Source organism: Enterobacter sp. 241F3 (genome assembly GCF_034106785.1).
GTDB classification, from domain to species: Bacteria; Pseudomonadota; Gammaproteobacteria; order Enterobacterales; family Enterobacteriaceae; genus Enterobacter; species Enterobacter vonholyi.
The window spans coordinates 303,209-320,647 of record NZ_JAWNDD010000003.1 but is presented as its reverse complement, the minus strand read 5'-3'; the positions used below and the strand labels follow the sequence as shown (position 1 = coordinate 320,647).

Genomic DNA, 17,439 nt, shown 5'->3' with positions numbered 1-17,439 from the left:
ACAACATCACGCTCGGATATGGCTGCAGGGAGAGCGTTGTTTAAGACTACGGGGTAAAAAATGGCACTGGTAAAAACAAGTTTGAAGCTGTTTGGCGGGGATACGGTGGTGGTGCGTTGCTCAGAACGCTGTCGTATTCATTTGATGAGTTCGAAAGCACAAAAACAGTCCCAGGCGGATATTCTCACCGTACAGGATGATAAGGCCTGGCTTACAGTGCCCTACACCGGCACATGGGATGTGCTGATTGACAGCCACAGTCAGTCTCTGGAGCATTCCATCAGCTACGTGGCAGCATAATATTAAACGCCCGGCAAGCCGGGCGTAATATCAGGCAAAACCCGGTCGCAGCGTGCCGTTGAGCGGGTTCCCTTCCAGCAACGCCTTCACCTTCACCACCAGTTCATTCAGACAATCGTCCTGCATGCCGAGGCGGGTCAACTCCTGATCGAGGGAGAAGAGATACTGCGCGTTGGTACCCAGCGGTCCGCTGGCGGCGGCAATTAACGGAGCAATCACCTGCGTGCGGGTATCCGCTTCATACAGCGGATGGCGGGGGTCCATGATAAACACCAGCGCATTGACGGTGCGTCCGTCGTCCAGTTCCAGCTTGCACCAGCTTGGCATGTAGCAGCCGGTGATCATCTCGCGCTTCCAGAGCAGCGTAAGCTCCTCTTCCAGCGTGGCATCCGGCAGGCGATACGCCACGCCAGTGGTGCGCCCGCCCTCTTTCAGTGCAAGCATGCGCCCGGGCTGGCACGCGCTGCCGCGTCCGGCCGTCAGACGCAGGCAAAATGCGCGGTGCCAGCCAGGCAGCGTTCCCGTTGCCGATTCGACAAATTCGAGCGCCGGGTTCCACATCAGGGAGCCGTAGCCAAAAATCCATACCGGGCCATCATCCGGGCGGCAGGCAAGCGTGGCAGCGAGCGACGCCGCACGTTGTTCAGCTGACCAGAGAAGCGATTCCTCAATAGCACCAAATGCCGTCTTACAATCTGCCTTCATTAAGAAATCACGCGTTAACACTTTCCACCTCCGCCACTGCATGCTTCCTTGCGACATCTGTAATTCGCCTTCCCGGCCTTAGGTGCTGGTCATTTTGCCAGCAGTTAAATAACGATAAGCAATTAGCGGACCAGTTGCAATACAACGGCAGTTCAACCGCCTGAAAAGTCAAAATGAAGGCAGCGAATTATTTCACGGCTATTTCTTTTTATGCCATTTATCGTCGTCTCCTTTTTCATATTCATGTTTTACGGCGGCCCAGGCGACTTTGTGGGCCGTCTCTTCACGGCTGGCATCATCCCGGCGATCTTCCTTGTCTTTGTATTGATCCCAGGCGCTGTTAAACGCCTCTTTATAGATATCCTGCGCGTGAGCGGGCAGCACGTTTTGCACGTTATCGGGTAATTCGCGTTTCGTTTTATATGGCATCACTCACCTCTCTTTTGCTTAAAGAGATAAGTGTGGACGACGATATAGCATGGTGCCACCCGGACTTAATTTATGCATTGATTAAAACTCTAATTTATTGTTATTTAAAATCTATTTTAGAGATAAAGTAAATTATATGGGTCAGGCGCAAATTTCAAAGAAAAGGGTAAAATTAAGTAAAAAATAAAGGGTATTTAACAGAGATCTGTTAGTTTAATGCCCTTAAAAATCTATCTATAATTACAAGCACCTGCATTGATGGAGAAGCACATGACAGCAACACACGAGGCGGTAAAGACCCGCCACAAGGAGACGTCACTCATTTTCCCGGTTCTGGCACTGGCTGTGCTGCTCTTCTGGGGAAGCAGTCAGTCACTGCCAGTGGTGGTTGGTATCAATATTCTTGCCCTGGTCGGCATCTTAACCAGCGCATTTAGCGTCGTTCGCCATGCGGACGTCCTGGCCCACCGTCTGGGCGAGCCGTATGGTTCTTTAATTCTCAGCCTTTCCGTTGTTATTCTCGAAGTTAGCCTGATTTCCGCGCTCATGGCGACCGGCGATGCCGCGCCGACGCTGATGCGCGATACGCTTTACTCGATCATTATGATTGTGACGGGTGGTCTGGTGGGCTTCTCTCTGCTGTTGGGTGGGCGTAAATTCGCGACCCAGTATATGAACCTGTTTGGCATCAAACAGTATCTGATTGCCCTCTTCCCGCTTGCCATTATCGTGCTGGTCTTCCCGATGGCGCTGCCGGGTGCAAACTTCTCCACCGGTCAGGCACTGCTGGTCGCGCTGATTTCCGCCGCCATGTACGGCGTGTTCCTGTTGATTCAGACCAAAACGCACCAGAGCCTGTTTGTGTATGAGCATGAAGACGACGGCGACGACGATAATCCGCACCACGGTAAGCCGTCGGCCCACAGCAGCGCGTGGCATACGGTTTGGCTGATCGTACATCTGATTGCGGTGATTGCCGTTACCAAGATGAACGCTAACCCGCTGGAGACGCTGTTAACCGAGCTGAACGCGCCGGTGGCGTTTACCGGCTTCCTGGTGGCGCTGCTGATCCTTTCCCCTGAAGGGCTGGGCGCGCTGAAAGCGGTGTTGAATAATCAGGTGCAGCGCGCAATGAACCTGTTCTTCGGCTCCGTGCTGGCGACGATCTCACTTACCGTACCGGTGGTGACGCTGATTGCCTTTATGACCGGTAACGAGCTGCAGTTTGCGCTGGGTGCGCCGGAGATGATCGTGATGGTAGCATCATTGCTGCTGTGCCAGATTTCGTTCTCCACCGGGCGCACCAACGTGCTGAACGGAGCGGCGCATATGGCGTTGTTTGTTGCGTATCTGATGACGATATTTGCGTAAGAGTGGGACGGTGCGGGCTGATGCCCCCACCCCTCTCCGCCAGGGAGAGGGAGGCATAAAAAACCCGCCGAAGCGGGTTTTTTTTATTATTTGCTGGTGTCCAGCTCGTCGAAGCTCTTCACCAGATCGTCAATCGCTTTGACCTGTTTCAGGAACGGCTCAAGCTTATCCAGCGGCAGCGCGGATGGACCGTCGCATTTTGCGTTATCAGGATCCGGGTGCGCTTCAATGAACAGGCCAGCCAGACCGGTTGCCATACCGGCGCGCGCCAGTTCGGTCACCTGAGCACGGCGGCCGCCGGACGCGGCGCCAAACGGGTCGCGGCACTGCAGGGCATGGGTCACGTCGAAAATCACCGGAGACTGGTTAGAGACGTTCTTCATTACGCTGAAGCCCAGCATATCCACGACCAGGTTGTCGTAACCGAAGTTTGCACCACGGTCGCACAGGATGACCTGATCGTTACCACCTTCGATAAACTTATCGACGATGTTACCCATCTGGCCCGGGCTGACGAACTGTGGTTTTTTCACGTTGATCACGGCACCGGTTTTCGCCATCGCGGCCACCAGGTCGGTCTGGCGAGCCAGGAATGCCGGGAGCTGAATCACGTCCACCACGTCTGCCACCGGCTGCGCCTGGGAGGCTTCATGCACGTCGGTGATCACTTTCACGCCAAAGGTCTGCTTCAGCTCCTGGAAAATTTTCATACCCTCTTCCAGGCCCGGGCCACGGTAAGAGTTGATGGAGGAGCGGTTGGCTTTGTCAAAAGAGGCTTTAAACACGTACGGGATGCCCAGCTTCTGGGTCACGGTAACGTAGTGTTCGCAGATACGCATGGCGAGATCGCGGGATTCCAGCACGTTCATGCCGCCAAACAGTACGAACGGCAGGTCGTTTGCTACCTTGATATCACCAATGCTAACCACTTTTTGTTTCATAGGATCGCCTTATTCAGGTATGAATCGGAATTAAGATTAATGCAGTGTAATTTGTTTGTGCGAGATCGCGTTGATCTGCGCACGAATCATTTCGCTAATAGGGTCTTCCGGGCACTGCTCGACGAAATAGCTCAGATCGTTCAGCGCCACGTGCTCGCAGTCGAGCTGGGCATAAATCAGCCCTCGGTCGCGGATTTCGTACGGATCTTCCGGGTTGAACTGCAGCAGTACTTCACTGGCGCGCAACGCCAGCTCCATCTGACGCTCTTCCATTAACGCGGACTTTAGCGTGTCCAGCAGCTTACGAATGACCTCTGCGTTATCCGCCTCGTCGAGATCTTCGTTGAAGAGTTCAGCCACCGGGCTAATATTGCCTTTCAGCCATACGTCCAGCGTATGTTCATCCAGCGTGTCGCCGTTGAAAGGATTAATGAGCCACATTTCGCCGTCCAGCCACTCAGCACGCAGGATCATCTGCGTCGGGAAAATGACCGGGACCAGCGGAATATCCAGACGGTGCGCGACCCACAGCAAAATAGAACCCAGCGCCACGGCGCTGCCCTGACGATTTTTTAAGACCTGGTCCAGCCATAATGCGTCAGACAGGCGATACACGCCCCGCGTGTCGCAGAAACCCCATTCGCCGTAGAAAAGCTCCAGCAGCTTCTCTAATTGCCAGTCTTGCGGGCGAGCCTGATTAATCTCTTCACGCGCCAGGCTGACCAGATTCTCCAGCTCATCGTAGACAAACTGCGACGTAAAATCGTCGCGAATCATCTCTGAAATCAGGATCATGCCATCGCAAAGCGGCACTTTATTAAATTCGAAATCGGCTAAGGACCTCATGACTTACCCCAGTAACGGTATTCTTGTGGTGGCGAGTTTAATGATGATGTACAGCACCACCAGACCCAGCAGAAAGGCGATAAACCCGACCTGCTGGCTGCGCGGACGACGACGCCCAAGCGCGATAAAACCCAAAACGATGTAGATGATAACGCCAAACAGCTTTTCAGTCAGCCATGCGCCTTTATCAGTAAATGGCAGATAGCCGGTCTTCCACATAAGCCCGGCACCGGAGAGGAGCAACACCGTGTCAATACAGTGTGGCGCGATACGCACCCAGCGGGCATCCATCAGCGGATTGTTGCTGTAGCGCCACCAGTAACGGACGATGAAAAAGGTGATGGTCAGCGCAACGGAAATCAAGTGGACGGTAATAAGTACGGTAAAAAGGCTCATAACCACTGCCCCAGCGTCAGGCGCTCGTTGCCGCCGTAGTCGCGGCAGGTTTCGACAGCGGCGTAGCCTGCTTGCATAAACAGCGCTCGCACGGCTTCCCCCTGCGTCCAGCCATGCTCCACCAGCAGCCAGCCACCGGGAAGTAAATGTTGTCGTGACGTTGTCACAATGTGATCAAGATCGGCTAATCCCGCGTTGGCAGCAACCAGCGCCGTGAGCGGTTCAAAGCGAACATCTCCCTGCGCAAGGTGCGGATCATGTTCGTCGATGTAAGGTGGATTGCTGACAATCATCGCAAATGAACGATTCTCAAGCGCGGCAAACCAGCTGCTTTGCCGCACCGTCACGTTGCTGAGCCCGAGACGTTCCACGTTACGCTGCGCCAGCGTGACCGCATCAGGCATCACGTCCACCGCCGTAACGGTGCAGTCCGGCCGCTCGCTGGCGAGCGCCAGCGCGATGGCCCCGGTACCGGTACCGAGATCGAGAATGCTGCAGGCCTCCGCAGATAAACGCGCCAGCGCCTGCTCAACCAGACACTCGGTGTCCGGACGCGGGATCAGCGTTGCCGCCGAAACGTACAGCGGTAACGACCAGAACTCGCGCTCGCCGACAAGGTGCGCCACCGGCTCGCCGGTTTTACGGCGGGCAAGCAGCGCGGCGAGCTGTGCTTCCTGTTCCGCGGTCAGTTCAGTTTCGCCGAAGGCCAGCAGGTACGTGCGGGCTTTACCCGTCACATGCTCAAGCAAAATTTCGGCATCGCGTTTAGGGCTTTCACTTTCGGAAAGCTCACCGGCAGCCTCACGTAACCAGCGCTGAAAATCCATTATTCCTGCTCGGACAGTGCCGCCAGCTGGTCGGCCTGGTATTCCTGCACGATAGGCTCAATCAGCATGTCCAGCTTGCCTTCCATCACCTCGTCCAGACGGTACAGCGTCAGGTTGATGCGGTGGTCGGTTACGCGCCCCTGCGGGAAGTTGTAGGTGCGGTTTCGGTCGCTGCGATCGCCGCTGCCCAGCAGGTTACGACGCGTGGATGCTTCCGCCTGCTGGCGTTTCGCCATTTCGGCCGCGTGGATACGCGCGCCCAGCACCGACAACGCTTTGGCTTTGTTTTTATGCTGGGAACGCTCGTCCTGACATTCGACAACTATACCGGTTGGCAGGTGGGTAATACGAATGGCGGAATCGGTGGTGTTAACGTGCTGACCGCCCGCGCCAGAGGAGCGGAAAGTATCAATACGCAGGTCCGCCGGATTGATGTCCGGCAGTTCCGCTTCCGGCAGCTCCGGCATCACCGCCACCGTGCAGGCGGAGGTGTGAATGCGGCCCTGAGATTCAGTGGCCGGTACGCGCTGCACGCGGTGACCGCCGGATTCAAACTTGAGACGTCCATACACGCCGTCGCCGCTGATCTTGGCGATAACCTCTTTATAGCCACCGTGTTCGCCTTCGTTGGCGCTCATGATCTCCACGCGCCAGCGACGCGACTCGGCGTAGCGGCTGTACATACGGAACAGATCCCCGGCAAACAGCGCCGCTTCGTCACCGCCGGTACCGGCGCGAACTTCCACAAAGGCGTTACGCTCATCGTCCGGATCTTTCGGCAGCAGAAGCACCTGAAGCTGCTGCTCCATCTCTTCAGAACGCGCTTTAGCATCCTGCAGCTCTTCCTGCGCCATCTCGCGCATTTCAGGATCGTCGAGCATCATCTGCGCGGTTTCGATATCTTCCTGAACCTGTCGCCAGTCGGTAAAGCATTTAGAAACATCACTTAACTGCGCGTATTCACGTGAAAGCGCGCGAAAACGTTCCTGGTCCGCAATGGTCCCGGCATCCCCGAGCAGCGCCTGTACTTCTTCATGGCGCTCGTGCAGAGCTTCCAGTTTAGCGACGATAGAAGGCTTCATAGGCGTAAGTGCACCTTGTCTTAGAAAATGGGTATAGGGCGCTATTCCAGCCCGAGGCTGTTGCGCAGAATAGTCAGGCGTTCATCATCCCCGTCACGGGCGGCCTGCTGAAGAGATTTGGTTGGTGCATGGATAAGGCGGTTGGTCAGTTTCCACGCCAGATCCTGCATAATTGCGTGCGCGTCACCGCCCTGTTCAAGGGCCGCTAACGCTTTGGCAGTCAGGTCGTCACGCACCTGCTCCGCCTGTCCGCGATACTCGCGGATGGTCTCGCTGACGCTTTGCGCGCGCAGCCAGGCCATAAACTCACTGGTTTCCTGCTCAACGATGGTTTCCGCCTGAACCGCCGCCGCTTTACGCTGGGCAAGGTTGTGCGAAATGATGCTTTGCAGGTCATCCACGCTGTAGAGGTAGGCGTTAGGCAGCTTGCCCACTTCCGGTTCAACATCGCGCGGGACGGCGATATCCACCAGCAGCATTGGCTGATTGCGACGGGACTTCAGCGCACGCTCCACCATCCCTTTTCCGATAATCGGCAGCGGGCTGGCGGTAGAGCTGATGATAATGTCCGCCTCTTTCAGGCGTTCATCGATGTCGCTCAGGGCAACCACCTCTGCCCCCACTTCATCCGCCAGCACCTGCGCGCGTTCGCGGGTGCGGTTAGCGATGATCATCTTTTTCACTTTATGCTCGCGCAGATGGCGCGCCACAAGTTCGATGGTTTCGCCCGCGCCCACCAGCATCACGGTGACGGTAGAAAGGGATTCAAAGATTTGGCGCGCAAGGGTGCAGGCCGCGAAAGCAACGGAAACCGCACTGGCACCAATGTCGGTTTCGGTTCGCACACGCTTCGCCACGGAGAACGACTTCTGGAACATGCGCTCCAGTTCGCTGGCCTTCAGATGCCCTTTTTGTGAATCGGCAAACGCTTTTTTCACCTGACCGAGAATTTGCGGCTCGCCCAGCACCAGCGAATCCAGACCGCTGGCCACGCGCATCAGATGGCTGACGGCATCGTTGTCCTGATGCCAGTACAGGCTGTTACGCAGCTCGTCTTCGTTGAGATTGTGGTAGTCGCATAGCCAGCGGATCAGCGCTTCGTGCAGGTTGTCCTGCTCTTCCACGCTTAAATAGAGCTCGGTACGGTTGCACGTCGAGAGCACCACGCCACCCTGCACCATCGGCTGTGCAAGCAGGCTGTCCAGCGCCAGGTCAAGCGTATCCGGCGAAAACGTTACGCGTTCTCGCAGCGAAACCGGGGCTGTTTTGTGGTTGATACCGAGTGCTAATAGGGTCATGTTGAGCGGGAGTAGTACCAGCGTTAATAAGGTTAGCAGAACGCATCATACAGGATGCGCGAGATCAATAAAAGAGACAGCCCCCTTTCGGAGTAATAGGTTACACAGCGCTTTGAGATAATTTGAACGTAGACGGTAGCCCCCTTCGACGCTAGCATTAACAGTCATAACTGCAACGTATCTCAAGGATTTGTCCTCATTATGACCCGACTGATTCGCCTGCTGCCGCTGGCAGCACTGGTTCTGACCGCCTGTACCGTCACCCAACCAAAAGGCCCGGGCAAAAGCCCTGATTCACCGCAGTGGCGTCAGCACCAGCAGGACGTCCGTAATTTGAACCAGTACCAGACCCGCGGCGCTTTCGCTTATCTCTCTGACGAACAAAAGGTTTATGCCCGCTTCTTCTGGCAGCAGACGGGGCAGGACAACTACCGCCTGCTGCTGCTGAACCCGCTGGGCAGCACCGAGCTGGAGCTTATCGCCAAACCTGGCGAAGCGCAGATCACCGATAACAAAGGCCAGCACTATACCGCGACCGATGCCGAAGAGATGATTGGCAAGCTGACCGGGATGCCTATCCCGCTCAACAGCCTGCGCCAGTGGATCCTGGGCCTGCCGGGTGACGCCACCGACTACACCCTGGACGACCAGTACCGTCTGAGCCAGGTGAACTACACCCAGAACGGCAAAACCTGGAAAGTGGTGTACAGCGCCTATGACAGTAAGAGTAAACCGTCGCTGCCATCGAATATGGAACTGACTCAGGGAAGCCAGCGCATCAAGCTGAAAATGGACAACTGGATCGTTAAATGATGACCCACTGGCCCTCTCCGGCAAAGCTAAACCTGTTTTTATACATTACCGGCCAGCGCGCTGATGGCTATCACACGCTGCAGACGCTGTTTCAGTTTATTGACTATGGCGACACGATCTCCATTGAACAGCGCCAGGACGGGCAGATTTGCCTCCTGACCCCGGTCGAGGGCGTGGCGCATGAGGAGAACCTGATCGTGCGCGCCGCGCGTCTGCTGATGAAAGCCGCAGCGGAATCGGGCCGTCTACCCGCGGGAAGCGGCGCGGAAATCCGTATCGAGAAGCGGCTGCCGATGGGCGGTGGTCTGGGCGGTGGCTCATCCAACGCTGCAACCGTGCTGGTTGCGCTGAACCATCTCTGGGGCTGCGGGCTGTCGAAGGATGAACTGGCAGCACTGGGCTTGACGCTGGGGGCTGATGTCCCGGTATTTGTGCGCGGTCATGCGGCTTTTGCCGAAGGCGTGGGGGAAATCCTCTCCCCTGTAGAACCGCCGGAAAAATGGTACCTGGTTGCCCATCCTGGCGTAAGCATTCCGACCCCGGTCATCTTTAAAGATCCTGACCTGAAAAGGAATACCCCGGTTCGGTCAATAGAAACGTTATTAAATTGTGAATTCAGCAACGATTGCGAGGATATCGCAAGAAAACGTTTTCGCGAGGTTGATGCGGTGCTTTCCTGGCTGTTAGAATACGCGCCGTCGCGCCTGACTGGTACAGGAGCCTGTGTCTTTGCTGAATTTGACACCGAATCCGCCGCTCGTCAGGTGCTTGAGCAAGCGCCGGTTTGGCTGCATGGTTTTGTAGCACGTGGGATGAACACCTCCCCCCTACAGCAGGCCATTCTGGCGCAGACTGAGTTTCGGTGACAACGTCACCCTGTTCCAGACGTTGCATCGCGCTCTTTAATACACCGCCTGGATAGCCTTTGCCTGGCCCGCACAGTTTACGGCGAACGCTATCCACCACTGGACGCATGCCTGAGGTTCTTCTCGTGCCTGATATGAAGCTTTTTGCTGGTAACGCCACCCCGGAACTAGCACAACGTATTGCCAACCGCCTGTACACTTCCCTCGGCGACGCCGCCGTAGGTCGCTTTAGCGACGGCGAAGTCAGCGTACAAATTAACGAAAATGTACGCGGTGGTGATATTTTCATCATCCAGTCCACCTGTGCTCCAACGAACGACAACCTGATGGAACTGGTTGTTATGGTCGACGCTCTGCGTCGCGCTTCCGCAGGCCGTATCACTGCTGTAATCCCTTACTTCGGCTATGCACGTCAGGACCGTCGCGTCCGTTCCGCGCGTGTGCCAATTACCGCTAAAGTTGTCGCTGACTTCCTGTCAAGCGTCGGCGTTGACCGCGTACTGACCGTTGACCTGCACGCTGAGCAGATCCAGGGCTTCTTCGACGTCCCGGTTGATAACGTATTCGGCAGCCCAATCCTGCTGGAAGACATGCTGCAGCTGAACCTGGATAACCCAATCGTGGTTTCTCCGGACATCGGCGGCGTGGTACGTGCCCGTGCTATCGCTAAGCTGCTGAATGATACCGACATGGCGATCATCGACAAACGTCGTCCGCGCGCTAACGTTTCTCAGGTGATGCACATCATCGGTGACGTGGCTGGCCGCGACTGCGTGCTGGTCGACGACATGATCGATACCGGCGGTACGCTGTGTAAAGCAGCTGAAGCGCTGAAAGAGCGTGGTGCCAAACGCGTGTTCGCTTACGCGACTCACCCGATCTTCTCCGGTAATGCGGTAAACAACCTGCGCAACTCCGTCATTGACGAAGTTGTAGTATGCGATACCATCCCACTGAGCGACGAGATCAAGGCACTGCCAAACGTGCGTACCCTGACCCTGTCCGGGATGCTGGCCGAAGCGATTCGTCGTATCAGCAACGAAGAATCCATCTCTGCAATGTTCGAACACTAATCGAACACGGCCGAAAAACCCGCTGCGGCGGGTTTTTTTGTCTCCGGGTTTTATTTGTATGATTAATGCCTCCTTCACCTGCCATTCATATGACAGATGATGCGCATACGGATGATAGATAATTGTGAAAAACGTAGCCTCCTCACATGTTCTGCCCTTTCGCGCCCTCATCGACGCCTGCTGGAAAGAGAAGTACACCTCGTCACGCTTTGTCCGTGACCTGATTGCCGGGATCACCGTCGGCATTATCGCCATCCCGCTGGCGATGGCGCTGGCAATTGGCAGCGGCGTTGCGCCGCAGTACGGTCTGTACACCTCGGCCGTTGCCGGGATCGTCATTGCCCTGACGGGCGGCTCGCGCTTCAGCGTCTCCGGCCCGACTGCCGCCTTTGTGGTGATCCTCTACCCGGTTTCGCAGCAGTTTGGTCTGGCAGGCCTGCTGGTCGCCACCCTGATGTCCGGCGTCTTTTTGATTCTGTTTGGCCTGGCTCGCTTTGGTCGCCTGATAGAGTACATTCCCCTTTCCGTGACGCTGGGGTTTACCTCGGGGATTGGTATCACCATCGGAACCATGCAGATTAAGGATTTCCTCGGCCTGCAGATGCCCCACGTACCGGAGCACTACCTGCAAAAAGTGGGGGCGCTGTTTATGGCGCTGCCGACTGCTAACCTGGGCGACGCCGCCATCGGGATTGTGACGCTGGGCACGCTGATCGTCTGGCCTCGTCTGGGGATCCGTCTGCCGGGTCACCTGCCCGCGCTGCTGCTGGGCTGCGCGGTGATGGCCATCGTCAATATGTTCGGTGTTCACGTCGCGACTATCGGCTCGCAGTTCCACTATGTTCTGGCGGACGGTTCACAGGGTAGCGGCATTCCGCAACTGCTACCGCAGCTGGTGCTGCCGTGGGACATGCCCGGCTCCAGCTTTACCCTAAGCTGGGATTCCCTGCGCGCCCTGCTTCCCGCCGCGTTCTCGATGGCGATGCTGGGAGCGATTGAATCCCTGCTCTGCGCCGTCGTTCTGGACGGCATGACCGGCACCAAGCACAAAGCTAACAGCGAACTGGTCGGTCAGGGTTTGGGGAACCTCGTCGCGCCGTTCTTTGGCGGTATTACCGCAACGGCAGCCATCGCCCGCTCTGCGGCCAACGTGCGCGCGGGTGCAACGTCACCTGTTTCGGCGGTTATCCACTCCGTGCTGGTGATCCTTGCCCTGCTGATCCTCGCCCCGCTGCTCTCCTGGCTACCGCTGTCCGCCATGGCCGCCCTGCTGCTGATGGTGGCATGGAACATGAGCGAGGCGCATAAGGTCGTGAACCTGCTGCGCCGCGCGCCGAAAGACGACATCATCGTGATGCTGATCTGCATGTCGCTGACCGTGCTGTTCGATATGGTTATCGCCATCAGCGTCGGGATCGTGCTGGCTTCCCTGCTGTTTATGCGCCGTATCGCGCAGATGACGCGCCTTTCCCCGGTTAACGTCGAGGTGCCTGACGACGTGCTGGTGCTGCGCGTGATTGGCCCGCTGTTCTTCGCCGCAGCGGAAGGTCTGTTCAGCGATCTTGAGTCCCGCATCGCGGGCAAACGGGTTGTGGTGCTGAAATGGGATGCCGTACCGGTGCTGGATGCCGGCGGTCTGGATGCCTTCCAGCGCTTTGTGACACGTCTGCCGGAAGGCTGCGAGCTGCGGGTGAGTAATCTGGAATTCCAGCCCCTGCGCACCATGGCCCGTGCGGGTGTCCAGCCTATCCCTGGCCGACTCTCCTTCTATCCTAACCGTGAAGCCGCGCTAGCGGATATGTGAGTTATCTGATGCAGAGAAACGTCTCTGCATCATCACTCCGATCGCCTGCTGGAGCCATGCAAGCACGGCAGGCGTCATCCAGGTTCCTTTCATCAGGTGCGGCTCCTGCTGCATGGCAGCGCGAAACTTTTGCTGAGTTTCCGGGCTGGTGCCCGCGTAAGACTGGAACAATGCCAGCCAGTTTTCAGCCAGCTTTTGCGCCTCCTCCGAGGCAGGATCGATATTTTCCCGCTGCGCCTGATGCAGTTTCGCCACCAGCGGCGGCCACTCCATCATACGGTCAAAATAGTGCTTCCGGGTAAAGGCCATCTCCTCGGCAGAAAGATATTTCTCCCAGATAATCAGCTTCGACTCGGCAAACGCCCGCGTAATGTAATCGGTCATCTCCGGCGTGATGCCGGTCTGCGCCTGCATCTGCGGTTCAACGCTGTGCATCTCGTTCAGCCGGGTGAGAAACTCCGGCTTGCCCGCCGTGTCCTGCTCCAGGCGTTCCATCCAGCGCGTCGCCAGATCCATCGCCCGCGCGTCCGTAGCGGGTATGCGCTGCTCCAGCAGCGTGTTGGCCTCTGCAACCAGCCCTGACCAGATAGCCGCCAGCGCATCCTTCTGCACCGCAAACGGCAGCTGCTGTAACTCTTCTTTGCTAAACCAGCGATCGTACATATTCATTAACTCCAGAGTCTGTAGCCAGGATTCCAGATCAGGCGTCGCATCGTCGAGAAGCCCGGCTCGCAGCTCCACCAGCCGGTCGCGCAGCGTATGTATGCTGCGCAGCTGTTTATCCAGCAGCGTGATTTGCGCATCGAGTAACTCAGTTAACGACAGCGACTCCTGCTCCAGGAAATCCCTGATTTCAGCAAGTTCCAGCCCCGCTTTTGCCAGCGCCTGGATCATGTGCAGACGCTGGACATCCGCCAGGTTGTAAAGCCGGTAACCTGCCGCGCTTCTGGCAGAAGGCAGCAACAACCCTGTTTGCTCATAGTGGTGCAATGTCCGCACGGTGATCCCGGCACGTTTCGCCAGCTCACCCACCTGAATCAACATAACTGCTCCTTTTTCTTTGCCAGTGGCGCCACTCTGGAGCCTTACGTTACGTGAGGGTCAACCCCTGATGCAAAAAAAAACGACTCCCTCGGGAGCCGTTTCGGTGTTCTTTATCGCAGCACTAGCTGTGCTTATGCTGGTCGCGACGACAGCGTTTGTCGTAGTGGCGCACCCACCAGTATTTATCGCACACTTCCTCATGTCCGCTCATGCGCGCCCCGGCGAGCCACAATACCGCACCGAGGAAGATGCTCAGTATCGCGCCATGGGCGAAGTATTGCGGGAGATCAAGCTGCGGCAATTGGTTCAAAATGGAATAACCCACGCCGCCTACCATCACGAACAGCCCCAACCCCATCAGCACGTTACCGAGTAACGAAGCGTTTTTGCGTTTCATGTGTCACCTCCGGAACTTTGGGTTGTCAGGGGAAAAGCCCCTAATCCTTGTGTGTAAAGTATAGACAACGCCCCTTTTATGAGTTGCGTGAATGATCACAATTACAGATAACTCCCAAACAAAAGTTTACAAATAAGACTTTGAACAGCTTGAAATTCTAATTGTTCAAACAAGTAATTATTCGTGTTTCGCTGCGACGATCGCAGAATTTTGTCAAGCGGCGCGCCAGACAGTAAACTACGCGCCAGATCTGGAACCCATTAGGAATTGAATCGTGACGATTAAACTGATTGTCGGCCTCGCCAACCCGGGCGCAGAATATGCGGCTACCCGCCATAATGCCGGTGCATGGTACGTCGATCTGCTGGCCGAGCGGTTACGTGCTCCCCTGCGTGAAGAACCTAAATTCTTCGGGTATACCTCACGTATCAACCTTGCAGGCGCGGACGTTCGCCTGTTGGTACCCACCACGTTTATGAACCTGAGCGGTAAAGCCGTGGCGGCGATGGCAACGTTTTATCGCATCAATCCGGATGAAATTCTGGTCGCCCACGATGAGCTGGATCTCCCCCCTGGTGTGGCGAAATTCAAGCTTGGCGGCGGCCACGGCGGCCACAACGGTCTTAAAGACATCATCAGCAAGCTGGGCAATAACCCGAATTTCCACCGTTTGCGCGTGGGAATCGGCCATCCGGGCGATAAAAACAAAGTTGTCGGTTTCGTGCTCGGTAAGCCCCCGGTTTCCGAACAGAAACTGATTGACGAGGCGGTAGACGAAGCGGCGCGCTGCACTGAAATCTGGCTGAAAGACGGCTTAACCAAAGCGACAAACCGCTTGCACGCTTTTAAAGCGCAATAATCCGCCCGATACGGCTTTTTTACCGCGCGTCATGCGGGTTACGTGTATAATAGGCGTAGTTATTTACTTTTCATCAATCGGTTATGACTAACGGATTGATTATCAAGATATTAAGGTGATTTAGAAATGGGATTCAAATGCGGTATCGTCGGTCTGCCAAACGTGGGCAAATCCACCCTGTTTAACGCGCTTACCAAAGCGGGTATCGAAGCGGCGAACTTCCCGTTCTGTACCATCGAACCTAACACCGGCGTTGTGCCAATGCCGGACCCGCGTCTGGACCAGCTCGCGGAAATCGTTAAGCCGCAGCGCATTCTGCCAACCACCATGGAATTCGTGGACATCGCGGGTCTGGTAAAAGGCGCATCCAAAGGTGAAGGCCTGGGCAACCAGTTCCTGACCAACATCCGTGAAACCGAAGCGATCGGCCACGTTGTGCGCTGCTTCGAGAACGACAACATCATCCACGTTAACAACAAAGTGGATCCGGCTGACGACATCGACGTTATCAACACCGAGCTGGCGCTCTCTGACCTCGACACCTGCGAACGCGCGATTCACCGCGTGCAGAAGAAAGCCAAAGGCGGCGACAAGGACGCGAAAGCGGAACTGGCTGCGCTGGAAAAATGCCTGCCACAGCTGGAAAACGCCGGCATGCTGCGCGCGCTGAAAAACCTGACTGACGAAGACAAGGCGGCGATCAAATACCTGAGCTTCCTGACACTGAAGCCAACCATGTACATCGCCAACGTTAACGAAGACGGTTTCGAGAACAACCCTTACCTCGACAAAGTGCGTGAAATCGCCGCGGCGGAAGGTTCTGTGGTTGTTGCCGTGTGCGCTGCCGTTGAATCCGACATCGCCGAGCTGGACGATGCCGACCGTGAAGAGTTCATGGCCGAGCTGGGTCTGGAAGAGCCGGGCCTGAACCGCGTGATCCGCGCAGGCTATGAGCTGCTGAACCTGCAGACCTACTTCACCGCTGGCGTGAAGGAAGTGCGTGCCTGGACCATCCCTGTGGGTGCGACTGCGCCTCAGGCGGCCGGTAAAATCCATACCGACTTCGAGAAAGGCTTTATTCGTGCGCAGACTATCGCGTTTGAAGACTTTATCACCTACAAGGGTGAGCAAGGCGCGAAAGAAGCAGGCAAGATGCGTGCAGAAGGGAAAGATTACATCGTTAAAGATGGCGATGTGATGAACTTCTTGTTTAACGTTTGAGTTGTTTTGAATGAAAAAAATCCACGCTTTGGCGTGGATTTTTTTTCATAAATTACCGATTTTACGCCTTCTTGCGCAGATAGAACTCAAGGTATTTTTTAGGTCTATCCTGAAACGCACGCTCTTTGCCGTAGTTATAAGCATCGTTGAAATATTTATATGCTTCATCGAATTGATTCAACTCGTAACAGACCATGCCGAGGTCGATTGATGGTGCGGTGTCTATATCCGATCCACGTGTGCGCAAAGTCGTCTCTCCCCATTTCTTCGCCTCATCGTAATCCTCAAGATCAAAGTAAGCGCTGTACATGCACGCAGCGATCCAGTTAGCAAATTCCGATTCAAACTTTGGCTCAGGAAGAGCTTGCCAGGCTTTTTGGTATTGCTCTAAAGCTTCGGCGTATTTTTGGTTGTCGTGAAACTCGTTTCCTTTTTCTACAAGAGATGTAACTCTTTTTTCATCGAATTTATAGCATACGTTTTTCATATATTTATTCATTATCATTCGAAAAGAGACCTCCTTGCCTATATAAAAGGGATATAAGCAATAAATGCCTTCAGAAGCATGGAGGTCTCTAAAAGAGTAAGTTTTTATTGTTACTAACCAAAAAAGAAATATTTAAAAGCTTCTGCCTCAACATCCTTAAGCTTGCTTTTTAGCATTAAATCGATATCTTCCAGAAAGTCCTCTCTGAAATTAAAATCATCATCTGTAGCATCACCATCATATTTACTTTGTTCTATCTCAATGGCAGAACAAAAAGCATCCAAAAAGTCGGCTAACGAATTAGAAATAATGAAATTTCTTTTTTGAATACTACCATAAACAGGAGATGTAATATTTTGGGTATCACAAAAAAGAACATCTCCATTTCTTTCAGCAAAGATTATATATTCATCGCGCCAGGTCGTGTCATTTTGAACTCGCCAGCCTGATAACATTTCATTAAGCTCTTGGGGCTCAACAATCTGTATAAAGAAAGTACCATCAAATGTTGGGTGGTCATTTAAAATCAAATGGCTATAAAAAAAACGAATTTCGCCATTTAAACTCACTGGAAAAGAAGTTTCATTTTCATCGTCTGTATAGTCTATCTCTCCCATATTTAAATCATTCATTTTGAATTTGCTAACAAAGTCTTGGACTGCATTTTTTATGTTCATATT

At 54.9% G+C, this 17,439-nt stretch carries 20 protein-coding genes; 8 read left to right on the top strand and 12 right to left on the bottom strand.

Annotated features, from left to right (window positions below; all coding sequences use genetic code 11):
* The first annotated feature begins 60 nt into the window (after window positions 1-60).
* The gene (locus UR504_RS11950; RefSeq protein ID WP_111965917.1) at window positions 61-300 is read left to right on the top strand and encodes a DUF1883 domain-containing protein; all 240 of its coding nucleotides are present in this window, start codon (window positions 61-63) and stop codon (window positions 298-300) included.
* A gap of 30 nt (window positions 301-330) precedes the next feature.
* Here the strand turns inward: UR504_RS11950 and UR504_RS11945 are convergent, their stop codons facing one another.
* Window positions 331-1,026 carry a gamma-glutamylcyclotransferase gene (locus UR504_RS11945; RefSeq protein ID WP_061097960.1) on the bottom strand — a complete coding sequence of 232 codons (696 nt, stop codon included), beginning with the start codon at window positions 1,024-1,026 and terminating at the stop codon, window positions 331-333.
* 177 nt (window positions 1,027-1,203) lie between these two features.
* Window positions 1,204-1,434 (bottom strand): putative cation transport regulator ChaB, encoded by a 231-nt coding sequence (gene chaB, locus UR504_RS11940; protein ID WP_045908986.1) that lies wholly within the window; start codon window positions 1,432-1,434, stop codon window positions 1,204-1,206.
* Between the two features lie 270 nt (window positions 1,435-1,704).
* Here chaB and chaA point away from each other — a divergent pair, with 270 nt between their 5' ends.
* Window positions 1,705-2,805: a sodium-potassium/proton antiporter ChaA gene (gene chaA, locus UR504_RS11935; RefSeq protein WP_302235314.1), complete on the top strand. Its 1,101-nt coding sequence runs from the start codon at window positions 1,705-1,707 to the stop codon at window positions 2,803-2,805.
* Between the two features lie 86 nt (window positions 2,806-2,891).
* Here chaA and kdsA read toward each other — a convergent pair whose 3' ends face one another.
* From kdsA to hemA, 6 genes are read right to left on the bottom strand one after another with little or no spacing between them, the layout of a single operon-like run.
* Complete coding sequence (gene kdsA / locus UR504_RS11930) at window positions 2,892-3,746, bottom strand: 3-deoxy-8-phosphooctulonate synthase (protein WP_115875490.1); 855 nt, start codon at window positions 3,744-3,746, stop codon at window positions 2,892-2,894.
* A 36-nt stretch (window positions 3,747-3,782) separates the two neighbouring features.
* Complete coding sequence (gene sirB1, locus UR504_RS11925; RefSeq protein ID WP_024907069.1) at window positions 3,783-4,592, bottom strand: invasion regulator SirB1; 810 nt, start codon at window positions 4,590-4,592, stop codon at window positions 3,783-3,785.
* A 3-nt stretch (window positions 4,593-4,595) separates the two neighbouring features.
* On the bottom strand, window positions 4,596-4,988 hold the full coding sequence (gene sirB2 / locus UR504_RS11920) for an invasion regulator SirB2 (RefSeq protein ID WP_111965916.1): 393 nt from the start codon (window positions 4,986-4,988) through the stop codon (window positions 4,596-4,598).
* A complete protein-coding gene (prmC, locus tag UR504_RS11915) occupies window positions 4,985-5,815 on the bottom strand; it encodes a peptide chain release factor N(5)-glutamine methyltransferase (RefSeq protein ID WP_302235313.1) in 831 nt (276 codons plus the stop codon). The genes sirB2 and prmC overlap by 4 nt, the downstream gene beginning before the upstream one ends.
* Entirely contained in the window at window positions 5,815-6,897 is a 1,083-nt protein-coding gene (gene prfA, locus UR504_RS11910; RefSeq protein WP_021240360.1) for a peptide chain release factor 1, read from the bottom strand. Before prfA ends, prmC begins: the two co-directional genes overlap by 1 nt.
* 41 nt (window positions 6,898-6,938) lie before the next feature.
* Window positions 6,939-8,195 (bottom strand): glutamyl-tRNA reductase, encoded by a 1,257-nt coding sequence (gene hemA, locus UR504_RS11905; protein ID WP_024907067.1) that lies wholly within the window; start codon window positions 8,193-8,195, stop codon window positions 6,939-6,941.
* A gap of 201 nt (window positions 8,196-8,396) precedes the next feature.
* Between hemA and lolB the strand changes: the two genes are divergently transcribed.
* From lolB to dauA, 4 genes are all read left to right on the top strand, one after another.
* Window positions 8,397-9,008: a lipoprotein insertase outer membrane protein LolB gene (gene lolB, locus UR504_RS11900; protein WP_047651182.1), complete on the top strand. Its 612-nt coding sequence runs from the start codon at window positions 8,397-8,399 to the stop codon at window positions 9,006-9,008.
* Window positions 9,005-9,874: a 4-(cytidine 5'-diphospho)-2-C-methyl-D-erythritol kinase gene (gene ispE / locus UR504_RS11895; RefSeq protein ID WP_111965913.1), complete on the top strand. Its 870-nt coding sequence runs from the start codon at window positions 9,005-9,007 to the stop codon at window positions 9,872-9,874. Before lolB ends, ispE begins: the two co-directional genes overlap by 4 nt.
* A gap of 125 nt (window positions 9,875-9,999) precedes the next feature.
* Window positions 10,000-10,947 carry a ribose-phosphate diphosphokinase gene (prs, locus tag UR504_RS11890; protein WP_003856663.1) on the top strand — a complete coding sequence of 316 codons (948 nt, stop codon included), beginning with the start codon at window positions 10,000-10,002 and terminating at the stop codon, window positions 10,945-10,947.
* Window positions 10,948-11,071: 124 nt separating this feature from the next.
* Window positions 11,072-12,751: a C4-dicarboxylic acid transporter DauA gene (dauA, locus tag UR504_RS11885; RefSeq protein ID WP_115875494.1), complete on the top strand. Its 1,680-nt coding sequence runs from the start codon at window positions 11,072-11,074 to the stop codon at window positions 12,749-12,751.
* Here dauA and UR504_RS11880 read toward each other — a convergent pair.
* The gene (locus UR504_RS11880; RefSeq protein ID WP_115875495.1) at window positions 12,737-13,795 is read right to left on the bottom strand and encodes a MerR family transcriptional regulator; all 1,059 of its coding nucleotides are present in this window, start codon (window positions 13,793-13,795) and stop codon (window positions 12,737-12,739) included. The two genes, dauA and UR504_RS11880, sit on opposite strands and share 15 nt — an antisense overlap.
* Window positions 13,796-13,916: 121 nt before the next feature.
* Window positions 13,917-14,192, bottom strand: coding sequence for a stress-induced protein YchH (gene ychH, locus UR504_RS11875; protein WP_111965910.1), 276 nt, complete (start codon window positions 14,190-14,192; stop codon window positions 13,917-13,919).
* A gap of 274 nt (window positions 14,193-14,466) precedes the next feature.
* Between ychH and pth the strand changes: the two genes are divergently transcribed.
* Both pth and ychF read left to right on the top strand, forming a co-directional pair.
* Window positions 14,467-15,051 carry an aminoacyl-tRNA hydrolase gene (pth, locus tag UR504_RS11870; RefSeq protein ID WP_023336005.1) on the top strand — a complete coding sequence of 195 codons (585 nt, stop codon included), beginning with the start codon at window positions 14,467-14,469 and terminating at the stop codon, window positions 15,049-15,051.
* A 126-nt stretch (window positions 15,052-15,177) separates the two neighbouring features.
* Window positions 15,178-16,272, top strand: coding sequence for a redox-regulated ATPase YchF (ychF, locus tag UR504_RS11865; protein WP_003856650.1), 1,095 nt, complete (start codon window positions 15,178-15,180; stop codon window positions 16,270-16,272).
* Window positions 16,273-16,333: 61 nt separating this feature from the next.
* On the opposite strand, the gene UR504_RS11860 is transcribed toward ychF, so the two are convergent.
* Entirely contained in the window at window positions 16,334-16,759 is a 426-nt protein-coding gene (locus UR504_RS11860) for a tetratricopeptide repeat protein (protein ID WP_045405000.1), read from the bottom strand.
* Window positions 16,760-16,872: 113 nt separating this feature from the next.
* Window positions 16,873-17,436 carry a hypothetical protein gene (locus tag UR504_RS11855; protein ID WP_302235312.1) on the bottom strand — a complete coding sequence of 188 codons (564 nt, stop codon included), beginning with the start codon at window positions 17,434-17,436 and terminating at the stop codon, window positions 16,873-16,875.
* Between the last annotated feature and the right edge of the window lie 3 nt (window positions 17,437-17,439).